Source organism: Melissospora conviva (assembly GCF_049523535.1).
Classification (GTDB): Bacteria; Actinomycetota; Actinomycetes; order Mycobacteriales; family Micromonosporaceae; genus Melissospora; species Melissospora conviva.
Genome location: NZ_JBLLDT010000003.1, coordinates 388,740 through 406,746, shown reverse-complemented (window position 1 = coordinate 406,746; position 18,007 = coordinate 388,740). Strand labels below are relative to the sequence as shown.

Genomic DNA, 18,007 nt, shown 5'->3' with positions numbered 1-18,007 from the left:
CGCACGATGACCGCGCCGAGCAGACGGGCAGCCTGGTCGGCGGGGCGTGGGCCGCGTCCCACGATGAGCGGCAGCGCGGCTCATCGTGGCCGTGCCGTCAACAGGGACGAACGGGGGCCCGGGGCTACGGAATCGAGCACGAAGCCGCTCCCTGCCAGTAGACGTTCCCAGTCCGACCGGGTACGTTCCCGGCCACCGAGCAGCACCAGCATGTGCAGATCGAGCAACGCGGCCGGGTCTGCGCCCGCATCGTCGTCGAGCACCTGCTCGACGATCAGCAGACGGGCATGATCTGGCATCGCCTGCCGGCAGTTGGCCAGGATCACCCCGGCGCGCTCGTCATTCCAATCGTGCAGAATCTGGGACAGGACGTACGCGTCGGCACCCGCCGGCACCTTCTCGAAGAAGTCACCGCCCACCGTGACGACTCGATCGCCGACGCCGACGTCGCGCAGCAGCGGTCCTGCTGTCGTGACCACGTGCGGCAGGTCGTACACCACTCCGGTAACGTGCCGATGCCGCGCCGCCAGCCGGGCCAGCAACACGCCGTTCCCACCGCCGACGTCGACCACCGACGTGACACCGGCCCAGTCCCGGTCCAGCAGCGGAAGCAGCCGCATCTCCACCAGCCCGGCCTGCCCCAGGTCGAAGCGTGCGGCGGCTGCCGGATGGTCGGCGAGCCAGGAGAAGTAGGGCTGGCCGAAAACCTGGTCAAACGCCGCCGTCCCGGTGCGTACCGAATGGCTCGCCGACCCCCAGGCGTCGTAGGCCTCCCCACCCATCAGGCCGGCGAGGTGGTGCAGCGAACCCTCCACATCGGTACGCAGAAGCTCACCCATGGGCGTCAGACCGAAGTTGTCCGGGGTGGTCTCGGTGAACAACCCCTCGCCGACCAGCACCCGCAGAAAGCGGCGGAGCGCATCAGGCTCTGCGCCACTTGCGCCGGCGAGGATGTCGAGCCGGACCGGCCCGCCGGCGAGACGGTCGGGTACGCCCAGTTCACACAGCACGAAGATGGCCTGCGAAACCAGGTATCCCATGATCTTTCGGCGCAGCTCGCGGTTGGCGTCCATTGTCATGAGGCGTCCGCCAGCAGAGGGAAGAGCGGGGTTTCGGCTGCGACGCGCAGGTAGGAAGCCCCGGTCGTGCCGCCGGTCCCCGGCACGGTGCCGATTATGCGCAAGGTGATCCCCCAGTGGCCCCGCTTCATTCGCCGCCACGCCGCATCCAGCCGCTGCATCTGGGTGGCGAGCCGATCGGCCGACGGAGCACCCCGGACGCGCAGGTACGCGTCCTGCAACACCGGTCGGGTCCACGTTCGCGCCGTGACCTCGCCGACCGTTGTCTCGTCCGGCGCCGCGCAGGATTCCTCGATTTTCCGGTAGGCCCGGGACTGGACCGCGCTGCGCCCGGAGGTGAACCCACGGATCACCGCGAACACCTCGACCGGCATGGTCCCCAGCACCCGGAACAGCGCGGGCACCGCAGCCAGTCGATCGGTGGCGGCGGAGATCGTCTCCGCGGCCTTGTCGATGTTCCCGCAGTCCACCAACGCGACCGATTCCGCTATGGAGCGTCCGATCTGGTCGTAGAGGGTCTCGAAGATCTGGATGCTGCGAATGAACATGATCTCGTCATGCAACCGGGTCGTGGGCAGCACAGTCGTCGCGACCGCGGTCGCGATGTCAGCCGGCACCTGTTCCTGCACCGACTTGGCAGCCCGCTGCATTGCCGCCGCGAGCGCCGGCAACGGCACCTGCGGATCGGCGAGCGCCTCCGCGACGTCACCGACCACCGACTCGTCCAGGGAGAACGTGGGCGCCAGCACATCGGCCCGCACGATCAACCGGGCCACACCCCGCAGCCGCGCCCGCACCGCGGAGCCGTGCCGGCTGAGCGCCCCGGCCTCGACAGCGGCAAGGTCGGCGAGAGCCGCCACGCACACCTCGTCGGTCACCACCGGCCACCTGCGCGGATCCCGCGCGGCCACCAGTATCCGGTGCGAGTCGATGCCCGCGTACGTGGCGTATCCACCGGTCTTCTGGTCACAGGTCATCGGCAGCCAGGCGGTGAGCCGGCCGGGGCAGTCCTGCGGCGGATCGACGGCCGGACCACCCGGGCCGGTGCCGGCGAGTTCGGTCAACAGGGCGGAGAGCCGGGCGACGAGACCGGGGGCGGCGCGCATCCGTCCCACGGCGCACAGGTGCGCGGCCGTTTCCTGGTACGGGAACGGCGCCGCACCCGGCCGCCACGCCTCGACTGCCGCACACGCCGCCGAGCCGGAACGCTCTGCGCCTGTCGCGCCCGCAGCCTGTGTGCTCATCCCGCCCACGCCCACGCAGCGCCCGGCCAGCGCCGCTTCCGCATCGACGAGATCCGCGGTGATCATTTCAGTCCCCCGGCCGGCACGAGGGAGCGCACCGGCTGTCCCCGGCTCATGACGCTGGTTCGGTACTCGCACGGCCCGAGCGCGTCGAGAAGCACCTCGACGATGCGCTGCGGCACGCACCGCGACCCGCAGGTGAAGGCATCCATGAACAGCGACCCGGATTCGGGGTAGGTGTGCACGGAGACGTGGGATTCCGACAGCACGTACACCGCCGTCACACCGGCCGGCTCGAACGTCTTCGTCTGCACACCGCACAGTTCGGCGCCGGAGACTTCGATACCGCGACGGATCGCGTCGAGAATCAAGGCGTTGTCGAAGATGCGCTCGGGCGCGACGCCGGTGACATCACACAGTACGTGGGTGCCGGTGAAGTCGTAGTCGCTCATTCCGACCACCTCAGCGCGTCCTGAGACCACTGCATGCAGGCGCGCACCGACGTTTCGGCATCGGCGGCGCTGGAGCCGACCACCACGAACGACGCGACGCTGTCGGTCGACGCGGTGGCCGCCTGGTACGTCTGCGGAAGGGACTGCGGGGTCGTCGACTGCTGCACCGCAGGGGGCAGGGGGATGTCTTTGATTTCTTCCAGGGTTCCCGTCCGAGGCGGCACCAGCAGGAATCCGTAACGCTCGGTCCCACGGGTGAAGCTTGCCGCGTCGTACGACAGCCCGGCCTGCCGACGGAACCAGAACTCCACGGGATTCCGGCCGGTGGCGCGGGTGAGCATCTCGTAGATGTGACCACCACCGATTCGCGCGCCGATCTCGCAGAAGTAGAGTTCTCCGGTCTGCTCGTGGCGGAAGACCTCGAGGTGGAACGGGGTCGCATCAGTCGCAGGCAGGGCGGCGACGACGCGTTCGGCGAAACGCGTCAGCTCGACCGCCAGCGGATCGTGGTCGTCGAGTTGCACGCTGCCGAGCGCCTCGCCGTCGGCGAAGGACAGACAGTTGTTCAGGTAACGCGACGGTACCGCCAGCAGAACCTCGCCGGCCTGCATGAACCCGTCCACGTGGTACACCAGGCCCGGGATGTACGCCTCGACGAGCACGTCGTCGAGGTTCCGGTCACCGAGGTGCCGGGCGAGCGCGGGCGCGTCGCGGACAACGGTCACCCCGCGCGAGCCGAAGCCGAGCCGTGGCTTGACGACCACCGGCCAGCCGACCCGTTCGGCGAACTCCGCTGCGGCGTCAACGGTGCCCGGGGCCAGGAATTCCGGTGTCCGTACCGCCGCCATTGCGGCGACCTTCATGTGGTACTTGTCCCGGAAGACCAGCGCATCCGCCTCGAGCAGACCCGCGATGCCGTGCCGCTGCCGCACCTGGGCCAATCGGAGAATGTCGTCCTCGGTGCTGTGCAGAAGGTGCGTGACCCGGCGGCTTCGGCACAACCGGTCCAGGTGGTCGACCACCTCGGTGGAGGCGCTGTAGTCCTCCACGGCGATCACCTCGGCGAACCGCCCGGCGTAGCCGGCGGCGGCGGAGCTGCTGGTCACCAGGACCACCCGGTCGGCGACGTCGGCCAGCCAGTCCCCCACCGGCGTGACCTCCGCAGGGATTCGGTGGGCGACCAGGATCACGCCCTCAGTGGTTGGCGGCACTGACGACCTCCTCGGGCATGCCGACCTTCGTCGGAGCCGATGGTGAGAATCTGCGGGCCAGCAACAGCGGTGCGCAGACGAAGATGAAGGCCGCCATCACCGCGAAGTAGGTGATGTTGCGCCCGCTCAACAACAGACCGCCGATGAAAGGCCCGGCGAAGAAGCCGAGGTAACGGATCTCGGCAAACCCGAAGTAGGCACCCTTGCGGTCGTCGGTGGCAATTTCGTGTACGGCGATGTCGGGCATGGGCAGGAGCACACCCTCGCCGATGGTCCAGAACACGATGCCGACATAGAGCAAGGCGAGTCCGGCGAAGCCGCTGGCCCAGAAGCAGAGGAAGGACGCGGCGAACCCGAAGCAGCCGAGCACCACCAGGCTCGCGCGGGACATCCTGTTGGACAGCCAGACGATCGGCACCTGCAGGACGAGCGCGAGCACCGCATTGGTGATGAACAACCCGGCGAAGTAGCGGACCGCATCCTCGCCCCACTGCTCCTTGATGTAGAGCGGGACGATCGACTCCATCTGCGCGAAGACGAAGAAGATGGCCAGGCCGGCTCCGGTGGCGGCCAGCAGGCGGACGTCCCGCACGGCGGCGCTCAACGGAAAACGCGTCTTGTCACCGGTTGCCGTCTCTTCCAGCTGCGCGAAGAGCGCGCGACGCGACACGATCAAGGCCAGGTAGACGGCGTACAGGACCGCGGGTACGGCGAAGAAGACCTTCGGACTGATCGCGTACAGCAGGCCACCGATTGCTGGGCCCACGATCGCGCCGCCACAGAGAATCATGTATCGCAGCCGGAAGATGCGGCCATCGGCCCCTGCGGCCAGCGACATCAACTTCTTCCCGCCCGGCTCGACGAAGAGTCTCGCCGCACCGAGCCCGAGCAGGAGCGCGACGATCGCCGGCGTGCTGCGTACGACGCTGAGCGAGGCGTACAAAAGGGTGTAGAGCGACAGGCCGATGCCCATCAGGGTGACCGCGCCGAACCGGTCGACCAGCATCCCACCGACGACCCCGCCGACGGAGGCGATGAGAGCTATGCCGCCGACCACCGCGCCGATGGCGGGGTTCGACAGCGGCGTGTAGGCGGCCAGGTAGAGGGAGGCGAACGGCAACGCGGAGAAGAACGCCACCGCGTTCAGGAACGAGCCGATCACCAGCAGCAGTTGCGGACCCTCCATCTGCCACAACGGCGGCGGCTTCCGGCTCGCGGCCGGGGTGAGGGCCTCGGTCATCGAGCCGCCACCTGCAGCAGCGGCAGCATGCGGTCGTCACCGTCGGTCAGGCCCTTGGTCCGGCGCTTGAGTGCGGTGAACTCGTCCAGCACCTTCTGATCCGACGACGGGGACAGGTGGTACATCATGTTGACGTACCAGACCCAGCCCAGTTCGGTGACCCGGAACTCGGCGGCGTCCTCCTCGAGCATTCCCTCCTGGACCAGCACCCCCAGCTTGTCGGTGATCTCAGCCGGGATGTGCTCCCAGGCGATGCGGTCCTTGGCCAGCCACCCGAAGTAGGGAAGGTGCAGGATGATGCCGCGCTCGTACGGGATTCCGTCGCCGACGCTCAGATTGATCTTGACGTCGTCCGACTCGAGCAGGTTCTTGACGTAGGTCGCCCTGTTGTCGTCGTTCATGACGGTGAAGTTGGCCAGCTGCGAGATGGCACTGTTGCCCAGGCCGATCAACTCGTCGTCGTGGTGGGACCAGGTGTGCGTGTTGTACAGGTTTACGTAGTCGCGCGAGATGAAATGCGGGCCGGGCTTGACGCCTTCCGGGAGACGCAGATAACCGTGGCCGTTGTGCTGCTGGAAGCCGGCAGCGCGCAGGTACTGATTGAGATAGATGGTCATGGCCATCTTGTCGATGAAGCTCAGCGGCTGCAGGCCCCGGGCGGCGTAGCCGCGGTGCAACGGCGCCTGGGTCACGACGTTGCTGATCGGGTAGAGCTCCATGGTGGCCGTTCCCATACCGATGGCGTACTCGATGTCCCGCGAGAACTGCTCGAACGTCTGGCCGTGCATGCCGTAGATCATGTCGAAGCTGGTGTAATCGAAATAGCGCGCGAACATCTCGGCAGCAGCGTGCTCCTGCTCGATCGTCGCGGTGATGTTGAAGATCTCGCGGTACAGGGGATCGAAGCTCTGCAGGCCGAAACGGGCCTTGTTGACGCCGATGTCCCGCATCGCCGCGCACTTCTCCTCGGTGACGCTCTTCACCTCGGCCTCGAAGGTGAACTCCTCCAACGCCGACAGGTCGAAGCTGTCGTGGATGGCGCGACCGATGCGGGTGATCTGGTCAGCGGTGAGCGTGGTCGGCGTACCGCCGCCGAAGAAGATCGCCCGGATGGGCACGGAGGTGACCTCGGCGTACCTGCCCTTGAGGGCAATTTCCTTGAGAAGCGCCTGGACGTAGGTCTCGATCTGCTCGTCGCCGGTGCTGCCCAAACCTCGATTGAGGGTGCAGAAGGTGCAGACCGTGTCGCAGAAAGGAATGTGGAAGTACAGCGCGCGCGACCGCACACCGTCCGTGCGGACTCCGCGGTGAAAGTCGTGGTGGCTGACCGTGTCGAGTTCCTGGCCCTTCATCGGATAGAGCCAGTTGTAGAAGGGCAGCTGCCGGTCGAACTTCATGAGCGTCTTGCCGGGAACAAAATTGATCATTTGAGTTCCAATCGCACCTGGTTGCGGATAGTGCGGAACAGGATGTCGACGTCTTCGACGGTGGATCCGTGGACGAGCACGAAAGCGAGCAGGGAGTTGAGGTCCCGGGTGAGCGGTACGTGGTCACCGGGCGCGAGGGACGAGAAGACCGCATCGACCCCCGGCATCTGGCGCACGTCGTCAAGGCCGTGCAGGTCGACGAGCACTCCCGGCCGGTCGTCGTTGCGCAGACAGCAGATTCCCAGAGCCGCGTCGAAACCCAGCTCCCGATCGAGCAGGCCCGGATCCTCTCCGAGGTACGCCGCCAAGGTGTCGTCATAGGGCCGGATCGCGCTGTGCGCCTGCCAATGGTCGACGATGTGCGCGCCCGGAAGCCGGCTGGCAAGTTCGATGAGCCACGGGCCGCTCTGATCGATTTTGATTTCCGTATGGCACGGCCCCAGCTGCACCTGGTAAGCGTCGAGCACGCGCTCGACGAACTCGGCGGCGAGCGCCCAGTCCGGGTCCGTCGGCCGCAACTGCACCACGTCCCAGTACGGCTGGTCGTAGTCGGCCGAGCTCGGCTGCCGATACTCCCAGATGTCCAGGATCCGGTGCCGGCCGTCGTGGCTGAACGAGTTGACGGCCAGTTCGCGGCCGCGGACGTACCGCTCCACCATCCATTCGCCGATCGGGTTCCCGAACAGGTCGTGACTGATCAGGTTCGGGGCCACCGTCGCATCCGGAACCATCACGACTCCGTGCGAGCCGGCACCATGCTGTGGCTTGACGATCGCCGGGTGCCCGATCCGCGCCGCCGCCGCCGAGACTTCGGGGCCGGGCACCAGCTCGAACGCCGGTACCCGCAGGCCGGCCCGGTGCGCCCACCGACGCATCTCGATCTTGCTGCGGCGGGCCATCGCGGTGCGGGCAGGGTTTCCGGGCAGTCGCAGCTGCGCGCTCAGTTCGTCGGCGATCACGACGGACGGTTCGGTGGTGGGGACGACGGCGCGGACAGCGGCCGGCAGGCGGGCTCTGGCGGCTACCGAGTCCCCGGCGTGCACAACCTCTGCGTCACCGCGCCGGTAGTCATGGTCGTAGGCCGCCAGCAGGGTGTCATCGAGTGTGTAGAGGGCGATCGTCGGCAGTCCGCGTCGCGCGCACGCGTCTTTGAACCCCCGGCCTGTCATGGCCGGGTTGACGAGTACTACGGGAGCGGGAACGACCTCGGTGAGATGATCCGCCATCACTCGACCGAGACCCGCAGCTCGCGGGAGATCTGCGACAGAAGCGCGTCGAGGGCCGGCCGGTCCGGGGCGCGGTAGACCACCATCCCGATCCGGTCCATCGACGATCGCAGCGGGTGGATCTCACCGCCGGGCGCCACATCGATCTCGATCTTGACCACTCCGGGCAGTCGTTCGATCTGCTCGACCCCGTCGATCGATGTCACCTTGCCGGCCTCCGGCGTCGGGAACCAGACCGACGCGGTCTCCGGGCGGACCGCTCCGATGTTCAGGGGCAACCCGCAGGCTGCCGCAATGACCTTGTCATAAAGGTCGATGCCCGTGGCAGCCTCGATGACGTCCATCAGGTAGTCGCCGGGCGTCCGGGTGGCGATCTCCACGATGTACGGTCCGTCCGGCCGGACGATCAACTCGAGGTGCACGATGCCGGTGCTCATGCCCATCGCGCCGACCACCGCCGTCAGGACGGCGCGGATCGCCTCCTGCTCGCCGGTCGCGAGAGCGGCGGGCACGTGGTGCGCCAGTTCGACGCGGAAGGGCAGCTCGGTCACCGTCTTGGCCGTGACGTTACTGAAGACGACGGCGCCGTCGACGACCACCGCCTCGACGCTGACCTCGGGCCCGTCCAGGAAGGTCTCGACCAGGAAGCTGCCGTCCTGGCTTGCCGCCCAGTCACGCAGTCCGGCCTCGTCGGTGATCACCTGCACGCTGCGGCTGCCCATTCCGGAGAGCGGCTTGAGCACGACCGGGAACCTGTCCGCGGCGAAGTCGACGGCTGCGGCCACGTCCCGGGCGTGGAAGAACTCGGGCTGAGCAAGGCCGGACCTGCGGAACAGTTCCCGCTGCATGAGCTTGTTCCGCGACACGACGGCTGCGCGTACACCCGGCCCAGGCAGGCCGAGCTCCTCGGCGATCAGGGCAGCCGCCACCACGTGCGGCTCGGAGAACGCGACCACCCCGTCCACCGGGCCGTCGGCAAGAGCGGCGGTGGCGGCCGCGAGCCAGCCCTCGTCGTCGGTCCCGCTGACCGGATAGCCGCGGTCGTCGGGCCCCATCGCCGCACGGGTCTCGTCCCAGGAAAGCGCATCGGCGGTGTCCAGGACGGCGACACGCATACCGCGTCGGTGTGCACGATTGAGATATGGCCGGCCCATCCAACCGCAGCCGACCATGAGAAGTCTGACCAAAGCAACTCCCCCGCCGAAGTGGTGCCCCAATGGGCAACTGACGGGACTATGCCCCGGTTGACCAACAGCCCGCAAGACATAGTCAGGAATCATTCGAATAACAAAACGAAGCCAGGGCAAAGGTAGCGACCTACGTCGATACCGGACACCACTGGGCAACTCCGGACCCCAACCCGGACCAGGAGGCCAGCCCTTCTCTTTCCGACCGCGACAACGCCTGACCCACAGGCGGAGCCGCCGGCGAGCGACGCCTCACCAGTCGCCCGGCACCTGCCCGCCAGGTCCGACGGCACCCGCCCTTCGCCCTTGACTCATCAGGAATCCGGCAGGCCGCGAAACGAGACCGTCACAGTTCACCCACACATCTCGTCGCATTTGAATACAATTCCGCAAATTGCATCACGATATCGCATGATCAAATCGTGGGGATGTCAATAAGCCTCGAAAAAATGCCCGGATGCTGGCCGCAAAAAATGATCCGACCCGGCAGTCGGATAGTCGTACCCTGCTTTCGCGGGCGCACCCGCGCACCCGTCACCCGGGCGCGCTCCACACCTGGCGTGGCCTGCGTCACGTCACCTGCGCCGAGGGTCGCGTGAGAATTGCCCATGGCCCCGCCGTACGTAATCCCGAGCCCGCCCGGATCGGTGGCGACGGCTGCGCCCGACCCATTTCGCCCGGACCGCGGCGTCGTGCCCCTCGGCGCACAGTCGCAGGGTACGACTACGGTCGATCTCACGTTCCGCGCACGGGGTGTGCGTGTACGACGACGGGTGAGTGGACATGACAGCTCTGCAGGAAGCGCGAATGCAACGGTGGTGGCGCGACGGACCGCCGATCCGCACCATCGACGAGGCTCGCGAGTATGTGCACGACGTCCACTTCTCGCTGCTCTTCGGCGGCGCGCAGGGTCGCTATCCGTCCTTGCGGGAGGCGTCGCGGGACTACTCGGCGCCGCGTCAGCCCTCGGGGTGGGGCCCTGACATCGAGGCGATGTGGACCTGGAAGGACGAGTTGCCGGTACGTGGCGATGCCTGGTTGGGCCGCTACATCTCCGGCAAGCAGACGCTTCTCGCACCGGCGATGCTCGCCGACCTCTACGAGTGGCCCGGCGCGGAGGACGACTTCGAGCACGTACGACAGCTCACCCCGGCCGCCCACCGGCTGGCGCGGCATCTGCTCGACGAAGGCGCCACCTCCACCCGGGTGGCGCGGGCCGTCCTGGGGCTGGCGCCGAAAACGGTCGACCGGGCCATCACCGAACTGGGGCGACACCTGCTGGTCACCAACTACGGCGTCGAAGCCGGCGCCGGCTGGGACAGCTGTGTCCTGGAGCTCACCACGCGGGTGTTCCACGTGCCGTCGGCGGGCGGACGTGACGAGCGGGACGCGGCCGCGGCCGCCCGTTTCACCGACACCATGATCAGCAGTCGGCCGATCGAACTGCGACGGGCCTTCGGATGGTCCAAGGAACGGGCCGAGCGCGCGTTCGCGGCAGCACCGACCGTGCCGGAGCCAACGGAGACGGACAGCCTCGCCGAGAGGTGACGGCCCCGGGGCAACATGACGATTCACGGCATCGCGCGGCGTGACTGCGAGCTTGCGCTACGGAGACGGAGGGACCAGTGGCGTGGCGTCCGCCGCGTCACGTGGCAACCTGTCGTATGTCTCGGGCAGGATGCAGGGCGTGCCTGCCGACCCCTGTGACGACCCGACCGGAGCCCGCCGATGACCGACGACCTGTCAGACGGCTCCGGCGAGGCGGTCGGCCGGGTGCTCGGCACCGCCGACGCCACCCCGCTGCAGTTCTGGACCGCCGTCGCCCCCGGCAGCTACCTCCAGCTCGACGACGTGGTGGTGACCCGCCGTGAGCTGCCCGGACGCGAGCCGGTGACGATCGCCGGAGTCGTCACCCAGGTGCGCGCCCGGCACGAGGGCGCCCAGTTCGACTCCGACGTCTTCGCCATCGCCGACGGCACCCTCCCCGCCCAGATCCAGGAAGCCGCCGAGATCACCACCACCCGGGTCGACCCGGAGCTCTACGTGCCACCCGCCCCCGGGGCCGTGGTGCGCCGCGCCGAAGGCGACGCCCGCGCCCGCGCACTGCACTTCGACCGGATGGAACGGCGCATCCCGATGGGGACCGGCCGCGACGGGGTGCCGGTCTATCTCAACGCCGACTTCCTCGACGGCACCCGCGGCGCGCACGTCTCCATCTCCGGCATCTCCGGTGTGGCGACCAAGACCAGCTTCGCCACCTTCCTGCTCTACTCGGTCTTCCGTTCGGGACAGCTCGGCGGCGACGCGGTCAACGCCAAAGCGCTGATCTTCAACGTCAAGGGTGAGGACCTGCTCTTCCTCGACCACCCGAACAACCGCCTCGACGACGCCACCACCGCCGCGTACGCCAAGTTGGGGCTCACCGCCGGCGCCTTCCCCGACGTGCGCGTCTACGCCCCGCCGCGCGCCGGTGACTCCAGCGGCACCCCCGACGTGCACAGCCGCCTCGCCGGCGTCGACAGCTTCTACTGGACGCTGACCGAGTTCTGCGCCGACCGGCTCCTGCCGTACGTCTTCGCCGACGCCGACGACGAACGCCAGCAGTACACGATGGTGGTGCACAGCGTCACCGCCCACCTGGCCCGCTACGCGCAACCCGCCGACGGCGGAATCAGCATCGACGGGGTACGCATCGGCTCCTACGCCGACCTGGTCGACCACATCGTCGAGCAGCTCAACGACGACGAGACCCGCGCGGAGTGGGCCGGCAGCGCCGTCGGCCTCGGCACCGTCAACGCGTTCGCCCGGCGGCTGATCGGCAGCAAGCGCGACCTGGCCCGGCTGATCCGCGGCGACCTGGCCACCCGCCGCCCGCACCGGATCAACACCGCCGAGAGTGCCCAGGTCACCGTGGTCGACCTGCACAACCTCCCAGACCGCGCGCAGCGCTTCGTGGTCGGCGTGACCCTCAAGAGCGAATTCGAGCGCAAGGAGAAGCAGGGTTCCAAGCCGCTGCTCTTCGTCGTCCTCGACGAGCTGAACAAGTACGCCCCACGGGAGGGCTCCTCCCCGATCAAGGACGTGCTGCTGGACATCGCCGAGCGGGGCCGCTCGCTCGGGGTGATCCTGATCGGCGCGCAGCAGACCGCCAGCGAGGTGGAGCGGCGCATCGTCACCAACTCGGCGATCCGGGTGGTGGGCCGGCTCGACCCGGCCGAGGCCTCCCGCCCCGAGTACGGCTTCCTCCCTCCGGCCCAGCGCCAGCGGGCGCTGCTGGCCAAGCCCGGCACCATGTTCGTCAACCAGCCGGACATCCCGGTGCCGCTCTGCCTGGAGTTCCCCTTCCCGGCCTGGGCGACCCGGGTCTCCGAGGCCGGCAGCGCGCCGTCGCACACGCTGCGGTCGATCACCCAGTCAGCCGACCCGTTCGCGGTGGTCGGCTCCGGCGGCGGGTCGGCCGACGACGACGACATCCCGTTCTAAGGGAGCCTGACGTGAAGATCCTGCACACCTCCGACTGGCACGTCGGCAAGGTCCTCAAGGGCCAGTCCCGCTACGACGAGCACAAGGCGGTGCTCGCCCAGGTGGTGGAGATCGCCCAGGCCGAGCGCCCCGACCTGGTGCTCGTCGCCGGTGACCTCTACGACACGGCCGCGCCCTCCCCGCAGGCGGTCCGGTTGGTGGTGCGGGCGTTGAAGGCGCTGAGCCAGATCGCGGAGTCGGTCGTGGTGGTCGGCGGCAACCACGACAACGGTGCGGCCCTGGACGCCTTGCGGCCGTGGGCGGAGGCGGCCGGCATCACCCTGCGCGGCAGCGTCAGAGACTCCCCCGACGAGCACATCATCGACGGGCAGACCGCCGGCGGCGAGCGCTGGCAGGTGGTGGCGCTGCCGTTCCTGTCGCAGCGTTACGCCGTGCGCGCCGTGGAGATGTACGACCTCACCGCCGCCGAGGCGACCCAGACGTACGCCGACCACCTCGGCCGGCTGATCGGCAAACTCACCGAGGGCTTCGACGAACCGGACCGGGTGCACCTGCTCACCGCCCACCTGACCGTGGTCGGGGGCGCCGTCGGCGGCGGCGAGCGGGAGGCGCACACCATCATGGGGTACGCCGTACCGTCGACGGTCTTTCCCGGCAACGCGCACTACGTGGCGCTGGGGCACCTGCACCGGGCCCAGCAGGTCCCCGGTCCGTGCCACATCCGCTACAGCGGCAGCCCGCTCGCCGTCGACTTCGGCGAGGAGGAGAACGTCCCATCGGTGAGCATCGTGGACGTCTCGGCGACCACCGCCCCGAAGGTGCGTGAGGTCCCCGTCGCCGCCGCCGCCCGGCTGCGCACCGTACGCGGCACCCTGGAGCAGCTGGGTGCGATCGAGGCGGAGGACGCCTGGCTGCGGGTGATCGTCCGCGAACAGCCCCGCGCCGGGCTGCGCGAAGAGGTGCAGGACCTGCTCCCCCGCGCGCTGGAGGTCCGCATCGACCCGGAGCTGGTGCCGGTCGCGGGCAGCGCCACCCGGACCGCGCAGCGGGCCGGGCGCTCCCCCGGCCAGCTCTTCGGCGACTACCTGGACAGCAAGGGACACGCCGACGACGGCGTCCGGGAGCTCTTCCACGAGCTGCTGGCGGAGGTGGAGTCCTGATGCGCCCGCTGCGCCTGGACCTGGCCGGCTTCACCGTCTTCCGCGACGAGACCACCATCGACTTCACCGACGCGGACTTCTTCGTCCTGGTCGGACCGACCGGCTCCGGCAAGTCGACGGTGCTCGACGCCATCTGCTTCGCCCTCTACGGCACCGTGCCCCGCTGGGGCAGCACCCGGGGCATCGCCAACGCGCTCTCCCCCTCGGCCACCGAGGGGCGGGTGCGGCTGGTCTTCGAGTCCGCCGGCGCCCGCTACGTCGCCACCCGGGTGGTGCGCCGCGACGGCCGGGGCAACGTCAAGACCGGCAACGCCGGGCTGCAGCTGATGCCGCCCGGCTTCGACGTCACCAAACTCGACACCGGGATGAGCCCCGAGGACCTCGGCGAGGTGCTCGCCGGCACGCCGGCCGAGATGGAGGCGGCGGTGCTGGAGGCGGTGGGACTGCCCTACGAGCAGTTCACCAGCTGTGTGGTGCTGCCGCAGGGACAGTTCGCCGACTTCCTGCACGCCAAGCCCGCCACCCGCCAGCAGATCCTGGTCAACCTGCTCGGCCTCGGCGTCTACGAGGAGGTGCAGAAGCGGGCCACCACCCGGGCCACCCAGGCCGAGGCGCGGCTCGACGCGATCGACCAGGTCCTCGCCGGGCTGGCCGACGCCGACGAGAACGCCCTGACCGTGGCGGAGGCGAAACTGACGGCGATGCGGGAGCTGGCCGCCGCCGTCGAGGCCGAACTCCCCGACCTGGAACGGGCCCGCCAGGACGCCGTCCGGGCCGAGGAGCAGCTCGCGGCCCTCGACGCCGAACTGGCCGACCTGGACCGGGTGCGCGCGCCGGCGGACGTGGCGGGCATCGCCGCGGCGGCCGCCACCGCCCGCGCCGCCGCGACAGCCGCCGAGGCGGCCGTCGCCCTCGCCGAGGAGGACGAGGAGAAGCTGCGCGGCCGCCTCGATGCCGCCGGGGACGTCAACGCGCTGCGCCTGCTGCTGCGCACCCACGACGAGCGCGACCGGATCACGGCCGAGCTGATCGACGTACGGCGCTCGCTCGTCGAGGTCGAACGCAGGCACACCGCGGCGCTCGCCGCCGCCGCCGAAGCCCGGACCGCGGCCGAGCAGGCCGACGCGGAGCTGGAGGCGGCCCGCCGCGCGTACCAGGAGGCGCAGACCGCCGACCGGGCGGTGGCGCTCCGCGCCCAGCTGCACGCCGGCGACGACTGCCCGGTCTGCGCCCAGCCGGTGACCAGCGTGCCGCCGCTGCCGGACGCCTCGGCCGTCGCCGCCGCCGAGTCCGCCGGGCACACCGCCCGGGCCACCGCCGACGCGGCCCGCGCCCGGCTCGGCGAGCACGACACCGCCGTACGCGACACCGAGCGGTCGCTGACCCGGGCGCGTACCCAGGTCGAGCAGCTGGAGGAGCGCGGCCTGCAGTTGTCGGCGCAGCTCGCCGACTCCCCCGGCCCTGCGGCGCTGCGCCGGGAACTCGACACCCTCGCCGCGCTCGCCACCAGGCTCGACGCCGCCGGCGCGGCCGTGCGGACCGCCCGGGAGGGCGCCCGCCGGGCGCGGGGCGAGGTGGCGGCCGCCGACGAACGGCTGCGCGGGTCGTGGCGGGACTTCGACGCCGCCCGCGACCGGGTGGCGCGGCTGGCGCCTCCCGCCACCGACCGGGAGGACCTGGCCGGCGCCTGGCAGACCCTGACCGGCTGGGCCGCCGCGGCCGCGCAGGAGCGCAGCGGCCTGCGGACCGACCGGGCCGCCGCCGTCGCCGAGGCGCGGGACGCGATCACCGCCGCCGGCACCCGGATGGCGCAGCTCTTCACCACCGCCGGGCTCTCCGCCCCGGATGACCCGGTCCGGGCCGCCACCGTGGCGGTGGAGCGGGCCGAGGCGGCCCGTGACCGGCTCGTCGAGCGGCGCGCCCAGGCCGAACAGCTGCGCGGGCAGCGCGCCGGCCACGAACGCGAAGCCCGGGTCGCCAAGGCGCTCGGCGGCCACCTGCGGGCCAACAACTTCGAACGCTGGCTGCTCGCCGAGGCGCTCGACCTGCTCGTCGACGGGGCCTCGGCGATCCTGCGGGAACTCTCCGACGGCCAGTACGACCTGGTCCACGACAAGGGCGAGTTCTATGTGATCGACCACCACGACGCGGGGCTGCGCCGCGGGGTGCGGACCCTCTCGGGCGGGGAGACCTTCCAGGCGTCGCTGGCGCTGGCGCTGGCCCTCTCCGAACAGCTCGCCGGTCTCTCCACCACCTCGGCGAGCCTCGAGTCGATCGTGCTCGACGAGGGTTTCGGCACCCTGGACGCCGCCACCCTGGACACCGTTGCCGCCACCCTGGAGAACCTCGCCGCCCGCGGCGACCGGATGGTCGGGCTGGTCACCCACGTGCCGGCGCTCGCCGAACGGGTCCCGGTCCGCTTCGAGGTCCGCAAGGACGCGCGGTCGGCGCGCATCGAACGGGTCGGCCGATGAGCGCGCAGCTCTACGTCGAGAGCTGGGACCCGGCCTACGGCGCATCGTTCGAGGCCTCGGCCGGCGCCCCGGCCTCACCCAGCAGCGCCCAGGTCGACCCGACGGTGGAGCTGCCCCGGCAGAACTGGCGCCCGATCGCCGCCCCGCCCGGGCTGACCCGCCCCGACGTGGTGCTGCTCGTCGACGGCGTACGGCGCATCGACGCGACCGTCTGGACCGCGGAGGAGGACGGCACCTCGTACCCGGGGATCGCCGCCTCGTACGCGGCCGGGGTGGTCCGCTGCGACCTCGGCAACGGTGCGGCGCAGCTGGCCGGCACCCGGGTCGAGCGAGGGCTCTTCACCGCGAGCCCGTCGGCCGAGGAGGTGGTGGCGGGGCAGATCCGCTACCGGCTGCACCGGGTCAACGGCAGCGGTGAGCTGAGCAAACTCCCCACGGCGGTGCAGCCACCGCTGACCGCGCTGGAGGTGGAGGTCTCCGCGGCGGCGCGCACCGACGGGGATCTGCTGATCGTCGACGGTCCGCTGCGCGACCGGCGGCAGCTGCCGCGCACCCTGGGCTACATCAAGACCCAGCACAGCCAGTACCTCGACGCCGAACTGACCTCGGTGGTGACGGCGCTGCACAGCGGGGAGCGTTCCCCGGTCTTCGCCCTCGGCACCGCCTGGGGCGGCTACTCCTGGTACCTGCGGCTGCCGGTCGCGGCCGGCGCCCCGTGGGCGGGGATCGTGCGGGTCGAGTGCTCACGGGACCTGGATCCGGACGAGGCGATCGAGCTGGCCGATCTCTCGCTGGCCACGCTGCCGTCGCTGGCCTCCACCCCGTACAAGGACCCGCGCGCACCGCAGAATCTGGTGCCGATCGCCGGGCTGGAACGGCAGCTGCGCCGGCTGCTCGGCGACGCCCGGCTGCTGCACCGGGTCCTCGCCGCCGCGGTACGGCGGTAGCCGGTGGGACGCCGACGCGACACCGACCGCACCGCCGTGCAGGTCGACGGCGGGCTCGCCGAGCTGGTGCCGGATCCGGACCGGCCGGGCTCGTACACGCTGCTGCTCGACGGCGCGCCGCAGTCGCACGTCGACCTTGACGATCCGACCCACCTGGAGTTCGAGTACGTTCGCCGGATCGCCTCCGCCGTGGACCTGGCCGCCCCGGCCGGTACGCCGCTGCGGGTGCTGCACCTCGGCGGTGGGGCGCTGACCCTGCCCCGCTACATCGCCGTGCGCCGCCCCGGCTCGGCGCAGCGGGTGGTGGAGGTCGACGGGGCGCTGGTGGAGCTGGTCCGGCGTGAGCTGCCACTGCCGGGCCAGGCCCGGGTACGCGTACGGGTCGACGACGCCCGCGCCGCGGTGGCCACGATGCGCGACGCGAGCTTCGACCTGGTGGTCGCCGACGTCTTCGCCGGCGCCCGGACGCCGGCGCACCTGACATCGGTCGAGTTCGCCGCCGAGGCGGCGCGGGTGCTGGCCCCCGGCGGGCAGCTCCTGGTGAACATCTCCGACGGGCCGCCGCTGCGCTACGCCCGCGCGCAGGTCGCCACCGTCCGGGCGGTCCTGCCGCACGCCTGCCTGATCGCCGACGCGGCCGTGCTGCGCGGCCGCCGGCACGGCAACCTGGTCCTGGTCGCCGGCCGGGGTGAGCCGCCGGTGGCGGAGCTGGCCCGGCGGGCGGCCGGGGACTGGTTTCCCGGACGGGTGCTGCACGGCGAGGAGCTGAACCGCTTCACCGGCGGCGCCGCCGTGGTGCACGACAGCGACGCGGTCGACTCGACCGCCCCACCGCAGGGGATCTTCAACGTCAAATGGTGACCGGAGCGCCGCCGAC

The 18,007-nt window shown here is 70.4% G+C and carries 14 protein-coding genes; 6 read left to right on the top strand and 8 right to left on the bottom strand.

The window, feature by feature from the left end; translation table 11 throughout:
• Positions 1-80 precede the first annotated feature (80 nt).
• The 8 genes from ACK8GG_RS11270 to ACK8GG_RS11235 are packed head-to-tail and all read right to left on the bottom strand — an operon-like array spanning position 81 to position 9,033.
• Positions 81-1,079: a methyltransferase gene (locus ACK8GG_RS11270; RefSeq protein WP_440353580.1), complete on the bottom strand. Its 999-nt coding sequence runs from the start codon at positions 1,077-1,079 to the stop codon at positions 81-83.
• Positions 1,076-2,389, bottom strand: a complete 1,314-nt coding sequence (locus ACK8GG_RS11265; RefSeq protein ID WP_440353579.1) for a hypothetical protein — start codon at positions 2,387-2,389, stop codon at positions 1,076-1,078. The genes ACK8GG_RS11270 and ACK8GG_RS11265 overlap by 4 nt, the downstream gene beginning before the upstream one ends.
• Positions 2,386-2,775, bottom strand: a complete 390-nt coding sequence (gene speD / locus ACK8GG_RS11260; RefSeq protein ID WP_440353578.1) for an adenosylmethionine decarboxylase — start codon at positions 2,773-2,775, stop codon at positions 2,386-2,388. The genes ACK8GG_RS11265 and speD overlap by 4 nt, the downstream gene beginning before the upstream one ends.
• Positions 2,772-3,986: an ATP-grasp domain-containing protein gene (locus tag ACK8GG_RS11255; protein WP_440353577.1), complete on the bottom strand. Its 1,215-nt coding sequence runs from the start codon at positions 3,984-3,986 to the stop codon at positions 2,772-2,774. Before ACK8GG_RS11255 ends, speD begins: the two co-directional genes overlap by 4 nt.
• Positions 3,970-5,226 carry an MFS transporter gene (locus tag ACK8GG_RS11250; RefSeq protein ID WP_440353576.1) on the bottom strand — a complete coding sequence of 419 codons (1,257 nt, stop codon included), beginning with the start codon at positions 5,224-5,226 and terminating at the stop codon, positions 3,970-3,972. The genes ACK8GG_RS11255 and ACK8GG_RS11250 overlap by 17 nt, the downstream gene beginning before the upstream one ends.
• Positions 5,223-6,653 (bottom strand): coproporphyrinogen-III oxidase family protein, encoded by a 1,431-nt coding sequence (locus ACK8GG_RS11245; protein WP_440353575.1) that lies wholly within the window; start codon positions 6,651-6,653, stop codon positions 5,223-5,225. The genes ACK8GG_RS11250 and ACK8GG_RS11245 overlap by 4 nt, the downstream gene beginning before the upstream one ends.
• Positions 6,650-7,879 carry an ATP-grasp domain-containing protein gene (locus tag ACK8GG_RS11240; RefSeq protein WP_440356245.1) on the bottom strand — a complete coding sequence of 410 codons (1,230 nt, stop codon included), beginning with the start codon at positions 7,877-7,879 and terminating at the stop codon, positions 6,650-6,652. The genes ACK8GG_RS11245 and ACK8GG_RS11240 overlap by 4 nt, the downstream gene beginning before the upstream one ends.
• Positions 7,879-9,033 carry an ATP-grasp domain-containing protein gene (locus ACK8GG_RS11235; protein WP_440353892.1) on the bottom strand — a complete coding sequence of 385 codons (1,155 nt, stop codon included), beginning with the start codon at positions 9,031-9,033 and terminating at the stop codon, positions 7,879-7,881. The genes ACK8GG_RS11240 and ACK8GG_RS11235 overlap by 1 nt, the downstream gene beginning before the upstream one ends.
• 816 nt (positions 9,034-9,849) lie before the next feature.
• Here ACK8GG_RS11235 and ACK8GG_RS11230 point away from each other — a divergent pair.
• From ACK8GG_RS11230 to ACK8GG_RS11205, 6 genes are all read left to right on the top strand, one after another.
• Positions 9,850-10,614, top strand: a complete 765-nt coding sequence (locus tag ACK8GG_RS11230; RefSeq protein ID WP_440353573.1) for an AlkZ-related protein — start codon at positions 9,850-9,852, stop codon at positions 10,612-10,614.
• Positions 10,615-10,794: 180 nt separating this feature from the next.
• Entirely contained in the window at positions 10,795-12,549 is a 1,755-nt protein-coding gene (locus tag ACK8GG_RS11225; protein WP_440353572.1) for an ATP-binding protein, read from the top strand.
• Positions 12,550-12,560: 11 nt separating this feature from the next.
• Entirely contained in the window at positions 12,561-13,709 is a 1,149-nt protein-coding gene (locus ACK8GG_RS11220; protein ID WP_440356244.1) for an exonuclease SbcCD subunit D, read from the top strand.
• Positions 13,709-16,183, top strand: a complete 2,475-nt coding sequence (locus ACK8GG_RS11215; protein ID WP_440356243.1) for an AAA family ATPase — start codon at positions 13,709-13,711, stop codon at positions 16,181-16,183. The genes ACK8GG_RS11220 and ACK8GG_RS11215 overlap by 1 nt, the downstream gene beginning before the upstream one ends.
• The gene (locus ACK8GG_RS11210) at positions 16,180-17,130 is read left to right on the top strand and encodes a hypothetical protein (RefSeq protein ID WP_440350159.1); all 951 of its coding nucleotides are present in this window, start codon (positions 16,180-16,182) and stop codon (positions 17,128-17,130) included. Before ACK8GG_RS11215 ends, ACK8GG_RS11210 begins: the two co-directional genes overlap by 4 nt.
• Before the next feature lie 3 nt (positions 17,131-17,133).
• Positions 17,134-17,991, top strand: a complete 858-nt coding sequence (locus ACK8GG_RS11205) for a spermidine synthase (RefSeq protein WP_440356242.1) — start codon at positions 17,134-17,136, stop codon at positions 17,989-17,991.
• Positions 17,992-18,007: the final 16 nt, after the last annotated feature.